The 19039-nt window shown below is 42.0% G+C and carries 13 protein-coding genes; all 13 read right to left on the bottom strand.

Annotation, left to right across the window (positions count from 1 at the left end; genetic code table 11):
• Nucleotides 1-8: 8 nt before the first annotated feature.
• The 13 genes from CYAN7822_RS35880 to fbp all read right to left on the bottom strand — a co-directional run bounded on the left by CYAN7822_RS35880 (nucleotide 9) and on the right by fbp (nucleotide 18943).
• Nucleotides 9-2726: an EAL domain-containing protein gene (locus CYAN7822_RS35880; RefSeq protein ID WP_013324164.1), complete on the bottom strand. Its 2718-nt coding sequence runs from the start codon at nucleotides 2724-2726 to the stop codon at nucleotides 9-11.
• Nucleotides 2727-2754: 28 nt separating this feature from the next.
• Complete coding sequence (locus tag CYAN7822_RS20485; protein ID WP_013324163.1) at nucleotides 2755-3195, bottom strand: response regulator; 441 nt, start codon at nucleotides 3193-3195, stop codon at nucleotides 2755-2757.
• A gap of 236 nt (nucleotides 3196-3431) precedes the next feature.
• A complete protein-coding gene (locus CYAN7822_RS34740; protein ID WP_013324162.1) occupies nucleotides 3432-5576 on the bottom strand; it encodes an ATP-binding protein in 2145 nt (714 codons plus the stop codon).
• Nucleotides 5577-5854: 278 nt separating this feature from the next.
• Complete coding sequence (locus tag CYAN7822_RS20475) at nucleotides 5855-6226, bottom strand: hypothetical protein (protein WP_013324161.1); 372 nt, start codon at nucleotides 6224-6226, stop codon at nucleotides 5855-5857.
• A gap of 85 nt (nucleotides 6227-6311) precedes the next feature.
• On the bottom strand, nucleotides 6312-7178 hold the full coding sequence (locus CYAN7822_RS20470) for a 6-pyruvoyl trahydropterin synthase family protein (RefSeq protein WP_013324160.1): 867 nt from the start codon (nucleotides 7176-7178) through the stop codon (nucleotides 6312-6314).
• A 113-nt stretch (nucleotides 7179-7291) separates the two neighbouring features.
• Nucleotides 7292-7996, bottom strand: a complete 705-nt coding sequence (locus tag CYAN7822_RS20465) for a J domain-containing protein (RefSeq protein ID WP_013324159.1) — start codon at nucleotides 7994-7996, stop codon at nucleotides 7292-7294.
• Complete coding sequence (cysK, locus tag CYAN7822_RS20460) at nucleotides 7989-8954, bottom strand: cysteine synthase A (RefSeq protein ID WP_013324158.1); 966 nt, start codon at nucleotides 8952-8954, stop codon at nucleotides 7989-7991. Before cysK ends, CYAN7822_RS20465 begins: the two co-directional genes overlap by 8 nt.
• A 358-nt stretch (nucleotides 8955-9312) precedes the next feature.
• Nucleotides 9313-11223, bottom strand: coding sequence for an iron uptake porin (locus tag CYAN7822_RS20455; RefSeq protein WP_041933326.1), 1911 nt, complete (start codon nucleotides 11221-11223; stop codon nucleotides 9313-9315).
• A 541-nt stretch (nucleotides 11224-11764) separates the two neighbouring features.
• Nucleotides 11765-13168: a cobyrinic acid a,c-diamide synthase CobB gene (locus CYAN7822_RS20450; protein ID WP_013324156.1), complete on the bottom strand. Its 1404-nt coding sequence runs from the start codon at nucleotides 13166-13168 to the stop codon at nucleotides 11765-11767.
• Between the two features lie 96 nt (nucleotides 13169-13264).
• Nucleotides 13265-14632, bottom strand: a complete 1368-nt coding sequence (opcA, locus tag CYAN7822_RS20445) for a glucose-6-phosphate dehydrogenase assembly protein OpcA (protein ID WP_041933883.1) — start codon at nucleotides 14630-14632, stop codon at nucleotides 13265-13267.
• Between the two features lie 218 nt (nucleotides 14633-14850).
• A complete protein-coding gene (gene zwf, locus CYAN7822_RS20440; RefSeq protein ID WP_013324154.1) occupies nucleotides 14851-16380 on the bottom strand; it encodes a glucose-6-phosphate dehydrogenase in 1530 nt (509 codons plus the stop codon).
• Between the two features lie 270 nt (nucleotides 16381-16650).
• Nucleotides 16651-17802, bottom strand: coding sequence for a transaldolase (gene tal, locus CYAN7822_RS20435; RefSeq protein WP_013324153.1), 1152 nt, complete (start codon nucleotides 17800-17802; stop codon nucleotides 16651-16653).
• Nucleotides 17803-17893: 91 nt separating this feature from the next.
• Nucleotides 17894-18943, bottom strand: coding sequence for a class 1 fructose-bisphosphatase (gene fbp, locus CYAN7822_RS20430; RefSeq protein ID WP_013324152.1), 1050 nt, complete (start codon nucleotides 18941-18943; stop codon nucleotides 17894-17896).
• Nucleotides 18944-19039 lie beyond the last annotated feature (96 nt).

Here is a 19039-nt window from a genome sequence, read left to right as displayed (position 1 = left end):
TTAGCTATTTACCAAGTGTGTAATTTATTGGTCATTAAATTGCTTAATTTTGTGCTATCAATGGGGGGAGAAAACCAGTAACCCTGTCCATAATGGCAACCTAAAGACTGTAAAAATAAGCGTTGTTCTTGGGTTTCGACTCCCTCAGCAATGACTCTTATTCCTAATTCTCTTGCCAGGGTGATGATAGTACGAATAATGCTAGAATTAGAGCGGTTCTGTTCTATATTACTGACAAAAGATCGGTCAATTTTTAAGATATCCAGAGGAAAGCGGTGTAAATAGCCTAAAGAGGAGTAGCCTGTGCCAAAATCATCTAAGCAAACTTGAATTTTTCTTTCGATCAATTGCTGTAACATTTCGGCGGCTGAGTTAGGATTTTCAATTAATACGGTTTCAGTAATTTCTAGTTTTAAATATTTTCCCTCTAAACCAGTTTGATTAAGAATAGAGTCAATTTTTTTGATTAAATCTGGTTGAGAAAATTGCCGACCAGAAAGATTAACACTGACCGTTATGGGTTCTAAATAGGGGTATTCTTGTTGCCAAAGCCGCATTTGCTCACAAGCGGCATTCAACACCCACTGATCGAGAGCGACAATTAAACCGGTTTCTTCGGCGATCGGAATAAATTCAGCCGGGGAAACCATTCCCTGTTGAGGATGTCGCCAACGGACTAGAGCTTCTACTCCTTGCAAAGAACCTGTCGTTAGAGAAATTATCGGTTGATAATAGACCACGAGTTCATCTCGTTCGATGGCCCGACGTAAATCATTTTCTAAATGTAGTTGTCTGAGCGCATGAATGTGCATTGAGGGATCAAACACTTCATATCTGGCTCGGCCACGATTTTTGGCATAATACATTGCTGTATCAGCATCTCTAAGAATTTGTGCAGGTTGTTGGTAGCGGTAGGCACTGAAAGCAACACCGATACTAGCAGTAATAAAAACTTCTTGCTGATCAATAATAAACGAGGAGGAGAGAACCTGATTAATGCGTTCTGCCACGAGGATCGCCTCTTCAACTTTACAAAGATCTTCAAGCAAGATGACAAATTCGTCTCCTCCTAGACGAGCGATGGTATCTGTGGAACGGCGAACTTGTTGTAGGCGTTCAGCAAAAGCCACTAAAAGCTCATCTCCGATTAAATGACCAAGACTATCATTTAATAGTTTAAATCTGTCTAAATCCAGAAATAAAACCGCAAAATTACTGCCAAAACGTCTTTTTTCTCGTTTAATAGCCTGAGCTAAACGGTCCATTAATAAAGCTCGATTGGGAAAACCGGTTAAGGTATCATGAAGGGCATCATGTCGCAATTGGGCTTCGATTTGTTTACGCTGAGTAATTTCGTGGCAGTTGAGGACGATTCCCTGCACACAAGGATCATTGAGTAGGTTGCTTAAGAGGGTCTCGACAATTAACCAAGTGTTATGGTAAGTTCTGATCCGATATTCTAGTGGATTGAGAGTGGTGGCTGGATTTTCTATGATGCGGTTGAGAGCTTTGGTAAATTCGGCGGCTTCATCAGGATGAATGAGTGTAAAAATGCTGGTGTGCATCAGTTCATGGGAATGATATCCTAAGATCCTTTCTACAGAGGGGCTGAGATAGGAAAAGCGTAACTGAGCATCTAAAATGACAATAATATCGGCGGCGTTTTCAATGAGCGCTCTAAAGCGTCGTTCGCTTTGTCTGAGGGTCATTTCTACTCGCTGACGTTGGGCGAGTTCGGTTTGAGCTTGTTGATAGAGTTGAGTATGGTGAATGGCAATAGCACAATGATCGGCAATGGTTTTTACTAAAGCAATTTCATTGTCTGTCCATTCCCGTTGGTAATCACATTGATGTAGTGCGATTCCGCCTAAATAACATTGCTGATACAACAGAGGGATCAGCAGCAAGGAACGAACTTGATAAGTTCTGGCGATGGCTTGAAGTTCAGGGGGGAGATGGTCATCAATTTTGTTAATAACGACGGCCTCTCCTTTAGCTAAGTCAGCACCATAATGTCGATAAAAATTACAATAAATCCCTAATAAACTATGGCCTTCACGGGTAGATTCACTGGGGGACCGAACGAGTTCCGCACTGACATACTGAATTCGCATTTGTTGCTCAAGGTCAGGCTGAAAAATTATACAACGACTGACTTGAAGGGCTTGATGTAATTCATTAACGGTAGTAGGCAGGATGATTTCTAATTCGAGCTTTTCTCGGATGGCTTGAACGATACGATTAATAATTGCCTCTCGCTTGGCGGTGGCTTGAATTTGGTCAATGGCTTCCTGTCGCTGACGACGAAGTTCAAATTCTTCTAAAGCACGAGATAAGACGGTGGGTAGACGAAACAAACGTTCTTTGAGAACATAGTCAGTCATGCCGGCTCTTAAACACTCAACAGCGCCTTCTTCTCCTAAGCTGCCGGTTACTAAAATAAAAGGGATCTCTTGTGTAGACTCTTGTAGTAATCTAAAAGCCGTTAAGCCGTTGAATTCTGGTAATCGGTAGTCGGCTAAAACAGCATCATAACTATTTTCTTGTAAATATTTATGATAGAGGGCGCTAGTTTCAACCACATCGTAAGTAAATATTAAACCGGCGGTTTGTAGACTCAGAACGATTAGTTCTATATCTTCTCTTAGGTCTTCTAGGATTAAGAGTTTCAGAGGAGATGACTTTTTTAATAAAGGTTGTGCCCCTAGGGGGGATCGTTCTGACATAATTGCCTGCCAGTTAATTGTTGTTAAGTTATATCGGCGGCTCATTTATCCTCATCCAATAAATACCTACCTGACGCGCTACATCAAGATATTGAGCAAAATTAATGGGTTTGACGATATAGCTATTGACACCTAAATTGTAGCAGGTTTGTATATCTCTGTCTTCTGCTGATGAAGTCATAACAACTACTATTAAGTCTTGTGTACGGGGGTGGTTGCGAATTCTTCTCAGAACTTCAGTACCATTAATTAAAGGAAGATTTAAATCGAGTAACACAAGTCGAGGAAGTGGCCGAGATAACAGATCGGCTTCTGCTCCTAACAAATAATCTAGAGCTTCTTGCCCATCAGTGGCTATGTCTATACTAATGTGACTCCCTAATTCTTCGTGATTTAAGGCTAGAGATATTAAGTCAATCTCGCGGGGATCATCCTCTACTAGGAGAATTTTGCTAATTCCTATAAACATTATAGATTTTAATTTTTTTTGCTAAAATTTTTAAGCTAAATAATTTTACCATTTTAAGCTTTTTTTAATCTTTTAATAGGTATAACTTTTGTCCAATTTATGTAATTTTTAGACTTAAAAACTTAAGTTGTAAGCCTTCTCTATAAAATCCTTTATAGTTAAAGCTTCATCCGGGCAATTTTATTTTATTTGCTATAGCTTATGCTAAATTTTTTTGAGAAAATTAAGGGAATTCATCAAGCCAACTTAAAATAAAACGTCGCTCCTTTATCTAATTCACTTTCAGCCCAAATTTCTCCCCCATGACGATGAATAATACGCTGCACAATTGACAAGCCAATACCAGTCCCTTTAAATTTATTTTGAGTGTGCAATCGTTGAAAAGGACCAAAGAGTTTATCAGCATATTCTCTAGCAAAACCCACCCCATTGTCTTTAACAAAAATCGTTCCATCTGGGAAAGAGTTGATCTCAATGATCGCCGGAGAGCGATCGCGACTAAATTTAACAGCATTATCAATTAAATTGACAAACACCTGTTTTAATAAAGTAGCATCTCCCTTGACAGAGGGTAAATCTCCGATAATAAATTTAATTTTTTGGGTATTTTTAGGAAAAGTGACAAGATGAATTGCAGAGTCCACTAAAGGACGTAAGCAGACAGTTGTTAAAATTAGCTCTTTTCGTCCAACCCTTGACAGAGTAAGTAATCCATCAATTAAATCTCCCATTTTTTGGCTACTTTCTTCGATGATTTCTAAATAATGATTAATGGTAGTAAACTCAATAATTTTATAATTTGTCAGTTCTCGTTTCAAAGCATGAACAAAACCATTAATATGTCGCAAGGGAGCGCGTAAATCATGGGAAATTGAATAGCAAAAAGAGTCAAGTTCTTTATTAATAGCTTCTAACTGTACAGTTCGTTCAGAAAGTGTTTCTAATAATTTTTCTAATTCTTCTGTACGTTCTTTAACCCGTTGTTCTAGGTTTTGATTGAGGTCAAGGATTTCTTCTTCTGCTTGCTGACGGCGTTGCTCATTACGATAAGCTTCAATAATATTAGCACAAGTGGTTAAAAGCGGCTGAAGATAATTAATTAAATCTTGATTGTAACCTTGGGTTCGGTTAGCAATGCCTATGAGGCCAATTAATTTATTATTGCTGTAAAAAGGAAGCCCTAAAAAATCTTGAATAGATGGGAATTTTGGGGGGACTTGTCCTTGAGGAGTCTCGGCGGGAGATAAATTATTAGAAATAATGGGTTTGCCGGTGAGAATGACTGTGCAAAATAGGGGATTAAGCTGGTAAAATTGCCTTTCTTCAGGGCTGGTATTTGCCGAGAGGGTTTGAGTTTCTTCAGGCAAAACAGTCGTTTTTAAATTCGCTTTGGAACGCATTTTTAAAAAGGTTTTTTCGAGGTCAGGTTCTTGATTATTCCTGTAAAATATTTCTCCAATAAATCCATATTCACTCTCGGTTAAGTCAAGGATATTAGAGAGCATTTGATCAAATAAATCATCAGCAGCAACAGCCATGATATATTTTTCTTGAATCTTAGTAATTAATTCAAGTAAGGCATGACTCTCGTTCAGGGCTTTCTCGGCTTTTTTCTGTTCGCTGATATGGCGAATAATAATGATTATTTCTTGTTTTTCTAAGGGGACTAAACGGGCTTCGTAATATTGCTGTCCACTGGTCATCAATAAGCTATACTCGATCCTAACTAATGCTTGTTTCTGTTGTACTTGGGTAATAGCCTGCTCAAATTGCTGGCCAACCATCGGCGGTAAAACATCTTGCATTCGTTTACCGATAAATTTTTCTGGAGTGAGATATAAATCATCACTAGATTTAGTTCTATACTCAAAAATTGTGCCGTCTGAACTGACGCGGAAAAATAAATCGGGTAAGGCCTCAATAATGGCTTCTAGTTGAGCATTTTGGGCGGTAAACTTTTTTTCTATTTGACTACCTGGGTCTGCCGCCTGAAAGATTAGATTGATTTTTTTAAGCCGCTTGTTCGCATCAATACTATAAATTATTCCCACAATACTGATTAACAACAAGCCAGTTATCCCAACAATGATATTAATATAAAACTTCTCTGGCTCATATCCTTTAAAATCTAGTGGCGGCTGTATAGGGGGTCCCGACAAGCTCACCAGCACTGGGAAAGCATCTACAGCAAAAGTAGGAGGAGTATCAGTAAGAGTTAACTTATATTTCTCGGCTATATTTTGGAACATTTTAGCCGCTATTATCCAAGGGTTTTCCAGCACCAAAGGTTGATTAACCCAAATACTAATTATAATAACTGCTATGGTTGCTGTTACAATCAATTGCCATAGAAATGTTATGGCTATCACTAGGTTTTTCATAGACTATTGATAGATTTTTTTCTCAGTTATCTATTGCCCTTGATTAGTTAAACAGCAGGATTTGAATTAAATTTTCAGCACAGAATCAGATATTTCTTTTATTTTATAGCCGAACTTCAGAAGAGTTACAGGGTTTTAAATTCTTCTTTACTAAATGTCACCCCATCAGCTTGAGCATATTATATTTAAATGCGTCTTAGCTTAAAATACTTAAATAAGACCCCGCCAGAGAGGGCAGGGTGGAAAATAAAGCTATTTTTGGCGAAATACCCTAAAAATTAGGAGCCGCCGAACAATTTACTGAAACTTTTAAATAATTGGGCTAGAGGGTTATCCTCTTGAGAGGATTTTTCAGGAGATGTGGTGACTGTTGGTTGAGTCTGTGTGGGTTTAGCTTCGGTAGCCACTGAAGAAGCCATGTTGTTACCCTTGAGAAACTTCTTTAAGCGATCTTGATCATTGAGATTAGCTTGACGCGCTTCTCTGGCTTGTTGAGCGGCTTTGCTGTCGCCAATATAATTGAGCCAATTTTCAAAATCACCTCGAACGAGGTAGTTAATACTATCTTGAGGAAATTGTTCAGATATTTTTTTTAAATCTGCTACTGTGTAGGCTAATTGACCGTTGGCAAATCTAAAAGGTTCTGCCATATCTTACCTCCAAAGCTAGACAAATGGTTGACTAATCGGGTGCGACCTTCAATAAGATAACGCACCTGAACAAAATTTCCCAACTTTAACTAACTAATGCTACTTCTTGTTTGATGGGTAAGGGAGAATGAAGCCGGGTGCGGCAATAAATTTCACAGGAGTTATTAGGACTTTCAATCAGTTTTACCTTATCGAGTTCTGCCCCTAATTCAAGAATGGGTTGCTGTAATAATTGAGCAATATAAAAGGCGATATTTTCTGCGGTTGGGACTACTTGAGCAAAATAGGGAATATCTTTATTGAGGAAACTATGATCAAACGGCTCTACCACATACTCATCGATAATCTTTTGTAATGCCCCTAAATCTACCAGCATTCCCGTGCGAGGGTCTATTTCTCCGGTAACGGATACTTCTAGATGATAATTATGCCCGTGACCGTGAATTCGAGCGCATTTTCCATAAATTTCGCTATTTTCTTCTAAACTGAGTTCAGGTAAGGCCAAGCGATGAGCCGCACTAAAGTGAGTTTTAACGGTTAAAGTTGCTTCCATAAGGTTTCCTTGATAATCTGCCCAGAGTTCAGGGTGTTCAAACAGTTGTATATTGACTAAAGGTAAATGGGGGGCAAGACGTTGCCAAATCACCCGCGCGATATTTTCTGTAGTGGGTAGGGTTTGTTCAAATTCGGGCCATACCTCGTTAAGATAGGCATAGTCAAGTTGACTGGTAATTTCGTCTTTAATGACTCGCTTGACATAGGATAGATTTTCTACCATCCCATAGTGATCGAGTTCTCCATATAAAGAAACATAGAGGACATAGTTATGTCCATGACCCGGAAAGCGGCTACAAAGGCCAAAAAGTTTTTGATTTTCTGCTTCAGTGAGTTCTGGCAACCAGTACCGATGACTCGCAGAAAACTGTGCCCTACGATTGATAATGCAGTACATATAAGCTGATGTGTAAAGTTATGTTAACAACACCCTATCCTCAGCATAAACTAATTTGGGCTGGATTTACGAGATAAGATAGGCCAAAGACGAAATGGATAATTGACGAATAACTATCTCACGCAAGCTTTAGCATATTCTTGTGCTTCACTGCGTAAGCGAGACGCGATTCTAAAGAGTTCTTTACCGGTATGTAAATGATGATCGTCGTAGTTGAGGGTAAATAGTTCTAACTCTTCTATGCCATCGTTAACTTGATTGAGACAATAGTAAAGATTTGCCGCTACTTTAGCCAATTTAGGGGGATTGGGGCGAGAGGAAAAGAGCAGTTTAGCTTGGTTCAAATAATGGCGGCAGGTTTCTAAGTAACTTTGGAACACTTCCATCAGTTGATCATCAAATGGATCAGCCGACAAAGCTTCAATCTGACTATCCAAGGGTTTAATGATCTGATTAATTAAACGAATCACTTGGCTATAGGTTTGTTGATACCATTGATCCTGATAAGCCTCGCCATTTTTTTCGGCTTGACGATGATGTTGATAGATATCTTGAGCATCGGCGGTTCTTCGTTGTCGTCGCTTAGAGAAGTCATAAGTATCCCCAACGCTGAGTTGTTGATCGTAGGCACGACGGCGCTGAGGATCGCCTAAAACTTCGTAAGCTGCATTAATCATGACGATTTTGTCATGATCAGCAGTTTCACAGCGACTATCTGGGTGAAACTGCTTTGCTAATCGCCGATAAGCTTGTTTTATCTCCCCTTGAGTCGCTTGTTGACTCACTTCAAGTGTTTTATAGTGATTTGATTTAACCATGAAGCATAGCAATCATCCTCGGCTCTAATTCTTGGAACAGAGGGGTACTTAAATAACGTTCACCAAAACTCGGTTGAATGACTACTATTAGTTTACCTTCATTCTCAGGGCGTTTGCCAATTGTTATGGCGGCACAAAGAGCCGCGCCGCTTGAAATTCCTGATAGTAGTCCTTCTTCTCGTGCTAAACGACGACCAAAAATCATGGCATCATCATCGCTAACGGGGATAACTTCATCAATGAAATTGATGTTGAGAACTTCTGGGATAAAACCGGCACCTATTCCTTGAATCTTGTGAGGGCCGGGTTTTCCGCCTGATAAAATGGGGCTATTGGCGGGTTCAACGGCGATGGCTTTAAAGGAGGGTTTACGCTGTTTAATGACTTCGGATACACCGGTAATGGTGCCGCCGGTTCCCACGCCTGCGACGAGAAAATCGACTTTTCCGTCTGTATCTTCCCAAATTTCCTCGGCTGTGGTTTGACGGTGGATTTCTGGGTTAGCTGGATTATTAAATTGTTGCAACATATAGGCATTGGGCAGCACTCGCACGATTTCGTAGGCTTTTTGAATACATCCGCGCATACCTTCTGTTCCTGGGGTGAGTTCTAACTGGGCCCCATAAGCTCGCAACATGGCCCGCCGTTCTAGACTCATGGTTTCTGGCATGGTGAGAATGAGTTGATATCCTTTAGCCGCCGCGGCCATGGCCAAGGCTATACCGGTATTGCCTGATGTGGGTTCTACTAAAACGGTCTTTCCTGGAGAAATTAACCCGGCTTTTTCGGCGGCATCAATCATATTTACCCCGATGCGGTCTTTGACGGATGAGGCGGGATTCATGCCTTCCAATTTAACCACTATTTGAGCCAGGCAGCCTTCGGCTTGAGGAATACGGTTTAACTGAACTAAGGGCGTGTGACCAACTAATTCGGTAATATTGTTCGCAATTCGCATAATTTTCCCATGATCGTTTTAATCAAATGGTAACAAAAATTTTTTTTCTTAAACTGTTATTGATGATCTTGTTTTTGAACTGGCGTTATTTTCTGGTAAGAGCCATTCAATTTTTCGGACACGGCTCTTGTTTTTAAGACTTTTTTGCAGATTATTTATTAATTCTTTTTATGGTCTTTTAGCTAACTAATATTTTTTTAGATGACGACTTTTTTCGGGATAATTTTTATAAATCTTTTAGATTTGTCCTTGATTTATCTTAACTATTTTTGCCGAAAATAGCTACTTTAATTAGCTACTAAAAATCCCGCCTTGGGGCGGGTAATAAGATTTTTTAATCGATTAAGCTTTCGTCCTTTTAGAAGGTGAAAGTGCCACGCAGAGTTCCGATAACTTCGTCCACAGTTTGTTTAGCTTGTGAAGGCTTAGAAATCCAGATCACACCTGGGGTTAAAGAGATATTATCTGAAATTTGATATCTGTAGAATAGTTCTACGTGAACGGGGTTAAAGTCTTGCGCTCCAAGAAAACGAGTTTGATAACCTGGAATATCGTTATTATTTAAGTAGGGCTGCACACCAGCAAAGATGCCTAACAAGTTCCCTTCTTTAAATAAGTCAGGGAAGGCAAAACCACCACCATAAGTCCAGATTTCACCATCTCCAATACCGATGAGCTTAACATCAGTATAGGTTCCAAAAGCGCTGAAGCTTACCCAAGGGAAGAGTTGAACTGCCATTTCAGCACCGTAGCTGTTGGTGATTTTTTGGCGGAAGTCGTAGGGTTGAATGTTATCAATGAATCCTGGATTGTTAGCAAAGGATTGACCGTTCCCTGTGGGGGCGAAGTCAACTGTACCACTGTTATAAGAATTTCTAAGCTGACGGTGAGACAGGTTAGCGAGGGCAGTACCATTTAGCCCGATGTTGTTATCACCGTAACCTAAGCCCTGACCGAAAATTGGGCTGTCTGCACTGTGGTAAGCGTTGCTGTAGGTGAAACCTAGATTAACGCGGTTGAATAAGTTGAAATTAAGTTGAGCTAGGGCAGCATAGTCCCCGTTGAAAAGACCGGTGCCGGGTTGAGGATTGTTGGGTTGCGCTGCTAAGTAACCGCCGCTTAATGTGGTGGGACCGAGAATACTGTCTAGGAAGCCCAGACGCACACTAACACCTGCACCTGCACCACCACCGATGTTATAGATGGGGTTTCTTTGGGCAAAAGAGCTTAGTGAACCGTTACCACCGTCGAAGTCTTCAAAGTAGGGGTTGAGGGTAGGAATAAAGTCAGGGAAGATACCGCCCCAAGGAGTCACGTAGGTGTTAACTACAAAGTCTTTGCTGATTTCAATGGGCGCGTAGTAAGCTAACCAGTCTACGTAAACGTTGTTATCTGTACTGGGAGAGGTTTGCCAGGTTTGTGAGTAGGTGGGAGATTGCAGGTTATCATACTGAACGGTTCTTACCGTACCATTCTTGTCGGTGGCAGTGGTTCTGAAATCATCCCCGAAGAACTGGCCGGTCCCTGCTGATAAACGAGTGACTAAGCGGTCTTTCCCTGTGAAACTGGTGTTAAAGTTTAAACGAACCCGGTCTTGGAATACCGCTTGGGTTTGGCGGCGAGTTCCGTTAGAGTTTTCTCCAAAGGTATCGCTCAGAGCAAAGATGACTTCCCCTTGTAATTTGGTGGTCGTAGAGAACTGGTGGTCTTCTAAGAAGGCTACCCGCGCTTCTAAGTTATCTACTCTTGCTCCTAATGCCGCTAGTTCGGCTTCAAATTCTTGCATTAACCGTTTGAGCTTTTCGAGGTCTTCGCGTACTACGGCAATACCTTCTTGAATTAAACGCTCCATGACGTTTAAGCAGGCGTTTAAACCAGCCGCAAATTCCCAACGGGTTAGAGCGCGGTCGCCTCGGAATGTCCGGTCTGGATAACCGACGATACATCCGTAACGTTCTACTAAGCTCCGTAATGCTTCATAAGCCCAGGCTGTCGGCTCAACGTCGCGTAGTTGGTTGACGTTGGTGACTTGACCTTGGCTAGTGGTTCCGCCTTCGTTCCCATATTGTTCTATCTGCTGCAACATCTGATCGTTATTTTGAGCGATCGAGTCTGGCTGAACTTGGGCTATTTGAGAATTAACAGAATCTGCTTTTAGGGTTTCTGTCTTGGTTACATCTTCTGATGCACTTGCATTAGATGAAACTACGAAGACTGCCCCTAGAATAGCTGGACTAACCAGCAAAGATTTCCAGAAGAGTTTTAACATTGTCGGCTTTTCCTCACACCTAAGGTTGACTATATAGTTCATAGCCTTATTCTCCATCCTATTATACATCTCTTTTTTGGATAGATAGTAAGGTAAGTAACTTTTTTTTTGAGACTCTTCTGAGGCAGTTACTCTCTGGGTTTAATGGGTTTTTTGTTTGAGAGCGTCCTCTTCAAGTCCGTATCTATATTAATAGTTGTTATAACGCTAACTGTAGGGAACTATTCTAAACTTAAAATTTTTCTTAAATTTTTTTTCTCATGACCTTTAGAAACTATCCGCTCCCCCTTCTTCATGTTACAGATTAATCTATAACAGAGGATGGGAGAGCGGTCTAGCGGGTCTTCTGATTGAAACCTGACTGCCGGAAGGAACTCCTACATTCAGTATGGGAATCTAACTGTTTGTTAGAGAACGGCCCCGGCACACAGCCGGCTTACTTCAACCAGGAGACCCATGATATTACTACTACTATCTATCATAGGCATCACCTCCTTTTTTTACCCTGAACGGTTATGTTCTTATGATTACTTATGTAATATTAGCGTACCTGAAAAGAAAATGCAAGACAGTGAGCTAAAAATTTTGCGGCTAATGGTTGAGTTTCACCGAAATGAAGATGGATGTAAGACGCATGAAGTTTTTTCAAGTTCCATCCTTCCCAAAAAACGGCATCGGGGGAGGAAATTTTTTTGACTTCAAATAGAGAATCAGGGAATGGGGGAGTGGGGGTGAGCTTGGAACGATGAAATTCATGTCCGCATACAATTTCACCGGCTTTTAGCAGAAGACTGTCTGTGTGAGCGGCGGCTTGACGATAACCTAATGTTAAAGTTTCACTCATGATGGCGACAGTGGGCAAAATCCCTACCATTGGCCAAGTTTTTCCCTCAAAATCGCTGATTTTTTCCGATAAATACATTAACCCTCCACATTCAGCAATGGTGGGCATTCCCTGGGAAATGGCGCGAGCAACCGAGGCGCGGGCGGTGGTATTTTCTGTTAAAGCTTGGGCAAACACTTCAGGAAATCCGCCCCCAAAATAGAGTCCTTGAGTGCATTCTGGTAAATGGGGGTCAAGCATTGGACTCCAAAAAATCAGTTCTGCTCCTAATTTAACTAAAATGTCTAAATTATCGGCATAATAAAAATTAAAAGCCTTGTCTTGAGCTACCGCGATTTTAATCGAAGCAGGGGAAAGCGGCGGATGCAGCGAGATGTCTGAATGAGGAGAAGTAGAAGTTTTCAGCAAGGGGAAGAGTTGCTGCCAATCAAAACTTGTAGCCGCAAGCTGAGTCAGTTGCTCAAAGAGCGAAGATAAATGAGAAAGTTCACCAGCAGGCACTAAACCTAAATGTCGATCAGCAAGAGTAATTTGATTTTGCCGCCGTATAACGCCTAAAATGGGTAAACAGAGGGTTTCTAGGGCTTCTTGGAGCAATTGCAGATGGCGATCACTGCCCACTCGGTTTAAGACGACACCGGCAAGGTTCACGCGAGGGTCCAAGTCACGATATCCGGCGGCGATGGCGGCCACTGATCCCGATAAGCGGCTACAATCAATCACTAATAAGACGGGTAAATTTAACAGTCGAGCGATGTGGGCGGTACTGGCATAATCATTAATTCCATTGCCTCGGTTAGCTTGGGAAACCGGAGAAGCAATACCATCAAATAATCCCATTACTCCCTCTACTATAGCCATTTCCACCCCTTGACAATGACGAGCAAAGCACGACTGCACGTAAGTTTCCGAGGTGAGAACCGGGTCTAAATTTCGACAAGGGCGACCGGTGATTGCCGTATGATACATGGGGTCAATGTAATCAGGACCCACTTTAAAAGATTGTACTTGATGAGAGTGTGCAGATAAAAAACAAAGCAGGGAGAGAGTTACCGTTGTTTTTCCTACCCCGCTTCGTTCACCAGCAATAATAATAGACATTTTTTGAGTTAACAGTAATCAGTTAATAGTTAAGAGTTGTCAGCAGATAGGGGTTAGTCCCTTACCTTATCACCGATCACTGTTAACAGTTAAGGTTTAAGTGTTAAGTAATTTAAGGATTTTGTAGGTTAGCTCCATAGTTTCTTGATAGAGGTGATCTTGTCCCCAACGGCGTAATTGCTGACCTAATAATTGTTCGGTGTTTTGGTCCGCTAAAGAGGTCACTTGTTCAATGCGGCAAGATTGGGCCCCGCCTGACGCTTCCATTCGCATACATCCTTTAGTTTCTGAACACAAAACCGTACAACAGTCAGCCTGTAAATTGGTTGAACTGAGTTTGATGCTGATCAAGTCACCGGCGATATCTCCGTAGTCTTCGAGAGGTATGGCGGCTAATTCAGCTTCAACGGTACGTTTATCAGGACTCATGAAGGTCACGCGCCGTAGGTCATAATCTCCGCCTTCTTGTTTGTAGGCTACTGGTAACCATTTTAGACGACTGGCTACCCAACCTAAGAACATCCAAGCTTGAGCCGGGTTTCCTTTTTCATAATCAATGACCACTCGGTCAATTTCTCCGATCGCGCTACGACGTTCAGGGGCATCAAATGCCTCTGCTGTCAATTCTTGCCAAGCCGCCAGTCTGCCCCAGTTTAAATCAGCCATAGGCATTTTTTTCTCCAGCATTTCGCCGATTTTCAGGAGGTCGGTTTCTGGGTTTGTGAAGGTGCTAGAGTCGATGATTACGCTATCACTTTGAGCCGCTAGACGTTTAAATAAGCCGTATTCTGGCTCGGGGCTGGCTTTCCACCAGATATATTTAGGCAGTTCGGTAATCGCTAACTCGGATATCATGCCGCCAATTCTGTCTAATGCCTCGGCGGTTCCCCGCAGGGTAATATATTCACAACAGATTAAGGTTTGTTGTGAGCGTTTGTTAATCGGGCAATAAGCCGATACTTGAGCGGTTACGCCTTCATCTTCGCCCACTGTGGGACATAGGGTAATGATACGACAGGGGTTAACGGCGGCAATTGCATCCGCGAGTCCGGCTCCTTCTAAGTCCGAAGGGTACATTTGTACCGCTTTCTCTTCGGCATTGGTTAATCGTCCCTCAGCGATGGCTTGAGCGTAAGTTTCTTGTAATTTGGTCAGTAATTGCTGATTAGATTTGCCGGTGATTTCTAATCCATAGGCTTTTTGAGCGGCTTTGATAGCGAGGACGGTTCTAGGTCCGGCGATGCCATCAATTGGGCCAGAATAGTAGCCTAGGGCTGTTAATAACTGTTGAGTGCCTTCGGTTTCATAGACGATAAAAGTAAAGGTGGTTGCTCGAGTTGCCGCCAGCCCATCATCTTTATTATTGTAGGTTTGCCATATATTGGTTAAGGATGTTTCTAGTTCATCAATCGAGACATCCTTGGGAGCTTGTAACGATACCAACGGAGGTGTGTCTGTGGTCATCATAGTTCGTTATTGCTTATGTAGTCATGGGTCAATGGGTCATAGGTCATTAGTCATGTATCACCGAGTCATGGCTATGGGGGATCATTGATGATTAATCTGGGTTATTTTTTTAACGGTTATCCTAATCACTCATGACTAGGGACTATTGACTAATGACTAGAGACTATTAACTATTAACGATTAACTGTTAACTGATTACTGTTTACTGTTAACTATTAGAGTCTGCGCCAACGGCGACCATCGCGGTTAATGAAAAATTCAGCTTCTGGGGGGTCCCATGTGCCGGCTTCATATTGGGGAATGGTGCTGGGATCTGAAGGTGCATCCCAAGCGGCTAAGGCGGGAGTTACCACGCGCCAAGCTTCTTCTACTTCATCGCCTCGGGTAAATAGGGTTTGATCGCCTAACATACAATCAAGCAGGAGACGAGAATAAGCATCTGCGGTTGCCATCCCAAAAGAAGACCCATAACTAAAGTCCATATCGACGGTCCGAGTCCGTAAGTCGGCTCCGGGCATTTTTGCCTCAAAGCGTAAGGATATGCCTTCATTGGGTTGAATCCGCAAGCTTAATACATTAGGATTAGCTTGATGAGCGACGGATTCAAAAATCAGTAAGGGGACTTCTCGAAACTGAATGGCTATTTCTGAGACTTTTTTCGGCAGACGTTTACCACTACGTAGATAGAAGGGGACACCTTTCCAACGCCAGTTATCGATCATTAATTTTAACGCGACGAAGGTGGGGGTAGTGGAGTTAGGGTTGACCCCGGGTTCTTCGCGGTATCCGGGTACGGGTTTTCCTTTCATCCAGCCGGCTTTATATTGTCCCCGGATGGCTGATTTTTCTAAGTTATGAATATCGGCTAAATGAGTCGCTTGTAGAACTTTTACTTTTTCGTTGCGAATACTATCAGCATTGAGTCCGTTGGGCGGTTCCATCGCAGTTAGACAGAACAGTTGCATGAGATGATTTTGAATCATATCTCGCAGGGCACCGGATTTATCATAATAGCCAGCCCGGTCTTCTACACCAACGGTTTCTGCCACTGTAATTTGAACGTGATCGACAAATTGGCGGTTCCATAGGGGTTCAAAAATGGCGTTAGCGAAGCGGAACACCAAGAGATTTTGAACGGTTTCCTTGCCTAAATAGTGGTCAATACGATAGACTTGTTCTTCTTTACAAACATTTTGCACCACTTGGTTGAGGATCTTAGCGGAACTGAGGTCCTTACCAAAGGGTTTTTCAATCACAAGGCGGTTTTTGATCGGATCGGCGAGCATTCCGTGAGAACCGAGCAGTTTAATGGCAGGGGCGAAGAAATTCGGCGCTACTGATAAGTAAAAGACTCGATTTCCTCGGGTTCCTCGTATTCCATCTAGTTCTTCGAGGAAGTCTTTTAATTTTTGATAACTGTCTGGGTCATCCATATTCCCAGAACTATAATATAGTCCTTGGGCGAAGTCGTTCCAGAGTTCTTCGTTTTCTATGCCGCCGCCAAATTCTTCAACGCCTTGGCGCATCTGTTCTCTAAAATAGTCGTGACTCCATTCGCGCCTCGCCACCCCTACTACTGTCAATTCTCGCGGAAGCCGTCTTTCTTTTCTAAATTGATATAAAGCGGGTATAAGTTTTCTTTGGGTTAAGTCTCCTGATGCCCCAAATATGACCAGAATTAGGGGTTCAGGCGTTTTCTCTTGCGAGAGTCCAACGCGGAAGGGATTTTCTAATAGTGTTACCATGGGATTGTTTTTTCTCCTATGATTGTTTTTAGTTTACCTATTTGGGGTTAACCATATTCCTAAGAGAAGATTAAATTCATTGGATTAAAAGCTATTTTTGCTGTTCGGTTTGTTTTTTTGATTTTTGAGAAACTAATACTTTTTTGAGGATTTATCCTTGAGATTGAAGTTTAAGATGGTTCTTTTTTAATTGAGTCACTAGCCAAAAGTCTTATTTATTAATCTTTTAATGTCAAAGACTAATGACTAATGACAGCAATTGGTAATTATTTACACAGTTGCTAAGTGATTGACTTTTTCTGCCAAAGAAGATATTAAAGACTCAAAGGGTTTGATAAATTTTTCAATCCCATCCTCAAGTAATTCTTCCATCACGGCATCGAGATCGATGTTAATGTCGGGGTCTTTGAGACTTTCTATGAGATTATAAGCGCTCTCGACATCACTTTCAAGGCGGCTAGCCGGGTGACAGTGATCTGCACAAGCTTCGATGGTGGTCGGGGGTAGGGTGTTAACGGTATCGGGACCGACTAACTCGTCAACATACATCACATCGCTGTATTCTGGGTTTTTGGTTCCCGTAGAGGCCCACAGCAGACGTTGAACTTTTGCTCCTTTGGCGGCTAAAGCTTGCCAACGCTCACTGCTATAAATTTCTTTATACTTTTGATAGGCAATTTTGGCGTTAGCAATGGCTATTTTGCCTTTAATTGCTTTTAATTTTACCTCTTGTTCGATGGTATCTACACCGGCGGCTAGTTTAGCATCAATGCGATCATCAATATTGGTATCTATTCGAGAGAGGAAGAAACTTGCCACAGAAGCAATATGACTAATATCTTTTCCTTCGGCGGCGCGTTTTTCTAGTCCTCGAATATAAGCCCAAGCGGTATTAACGTAGCTATCCACTGAAAACAGCAAGGTCACATTAACATTAATTCCCTCACTTATAGCGGTTTCAAATGCCGGCAATCCTTCTTTTGTGCCGGGAATTTTAATCATTAAGTTCGGGCGATCTAGGGTTTGGAAATACCGCCGAGCTTCGGCGAGGGTACTTTCAGTATCTTTAGCAATATTGGGAGGAACTTCGATACTGACATAACCATCTAGTCCGTTGCTTTGCTGATAAACTGGCTTGAAAATCTCACAAGCGTGGCGAATATCGTCAAACACTAATATTTCATAGATTTCTTGAACGGATTTTTTGTCTTTGATGCCTGCGTCAATATCTTGGTCATAGATTTTATTGCCTTTGATGGCTTTTTCAAAGATGGCTGGATTAGAGGTAAGGCCTTGAATGCCTCGATTAGCGATTAAGGCTTCCAGTTCTCCAGACTGAATTAAATCTCGGTTCAAATTATCCATCCAGATACTTTGACCGTATTTTTGCTCAATTTCTAAAATAGGATTTGCTGCTGTCATAAAGTTGCCCTCCGATGTGTTTTTTTACCTCAAAATCTCGCAAAAAGTTGAATAGAAATGAGGTAAAGTTTGAAGTTTTTTAAGAGTGTTGTTACTTTTGAGCCGCTCGGCGTTTGTGGTCATCAATAAAGGATTCTACGAGTTTGACATCTTCTGCACTGCCAATAATTAAGGGGGTGCGAGTGTGTAGATGAGTGGGAACCACATCTAATAAGTTTTGTTCGCCATTACTAGCCCGTCCGCCGGCTTGTTCGATCAAAAAGGCTAGGGGGGCGGTTTCATAAAGTAATCTTAGCTTCCCTTCGGGTTTTTTGACTGTACCTGGATATAGAAAAACTCCACCCTGTAATAAGATGCGGTGAATATCTCCGACTAATGCCCCACTATAGCGGGCTGTATAGCCTTCGTGACGGTGTACGTAGCGAGTATAGTCTCGAATGGCTTCATCCCATTGCCAGAAATTGCCCTCGTTGGTGCTATAAACGGGGCCGTGATCGGGGATGCGGATATTTTCTTGGGCTAAGATAAATTCGCCTAAACTGGGGTCGAGGATAAAGGAGTGTACCCCATAACCGAGAGAATAGACTAAGACGGTGGATGGACCGTAAAGAATGTATCCTGCGGCGAGTTGTTTGTGTCCATCTTGGAGTAAATCACTGGCATCACCATTTAAGTCTTCGCCGATGCCTTGTCTGATGGAGAAGATGGAGCCGACATTTAAGTTAATATCGACGTTAGAAGACCCGTCAATGGGGTCATATAGTAGGGTATAGCGTCCAATGGGACAGTTTTCGGGGATGTAGTAGGGGTCATCCATTTCTTCTGAAGCAAGGCGGCAGACTAACCCACTTTGTTTAAAGACGGCGATGAATACGTCATTGGCAAAGACATCCATTTTTTTGACTTCTTCGCCTTGTACGTTGGTTTCACCGGTGAATCCGAGGACATCGGCCATTAAACCAGCGCGAGAAAGGCGGCGGGAAATGAGTTTTCCGGCTAGGGCAATGCGATTCATGATGGCACTGAGGTCTTGTGCATCGGGTGAAAAGCTTTGTAATTGTTGTAAGACGTGACGGGACAGGGTGGTACAATCCCTATCTAGACTCATTTCTTGCTTAACAATGGGTTTTGCACTGAGCATACTCTCTATCTCCCAAGATGTGGCGAATGTAGTGACCTTAATGACAACGAGGCTATCAAGGTTTTTTGGTCGCTTTTACTGATCTATGGTAGGCAA

Source organism: Gloeothece verrucosa PCC 7822, assembly GCF_000147335.1.
GTDB classification, from domain to species: domain Bacteria; phylum Cyanobacteriota; class Cyanobacteriia; order Cyanobacteriales; family Microcystaceae; genus Gloeothece; species Gloeothece verrucosa.
Note: the sequence above shows the minus strand (reverse complement) of the source record. Positions and strands in the feature narration are given on the sequence as shown.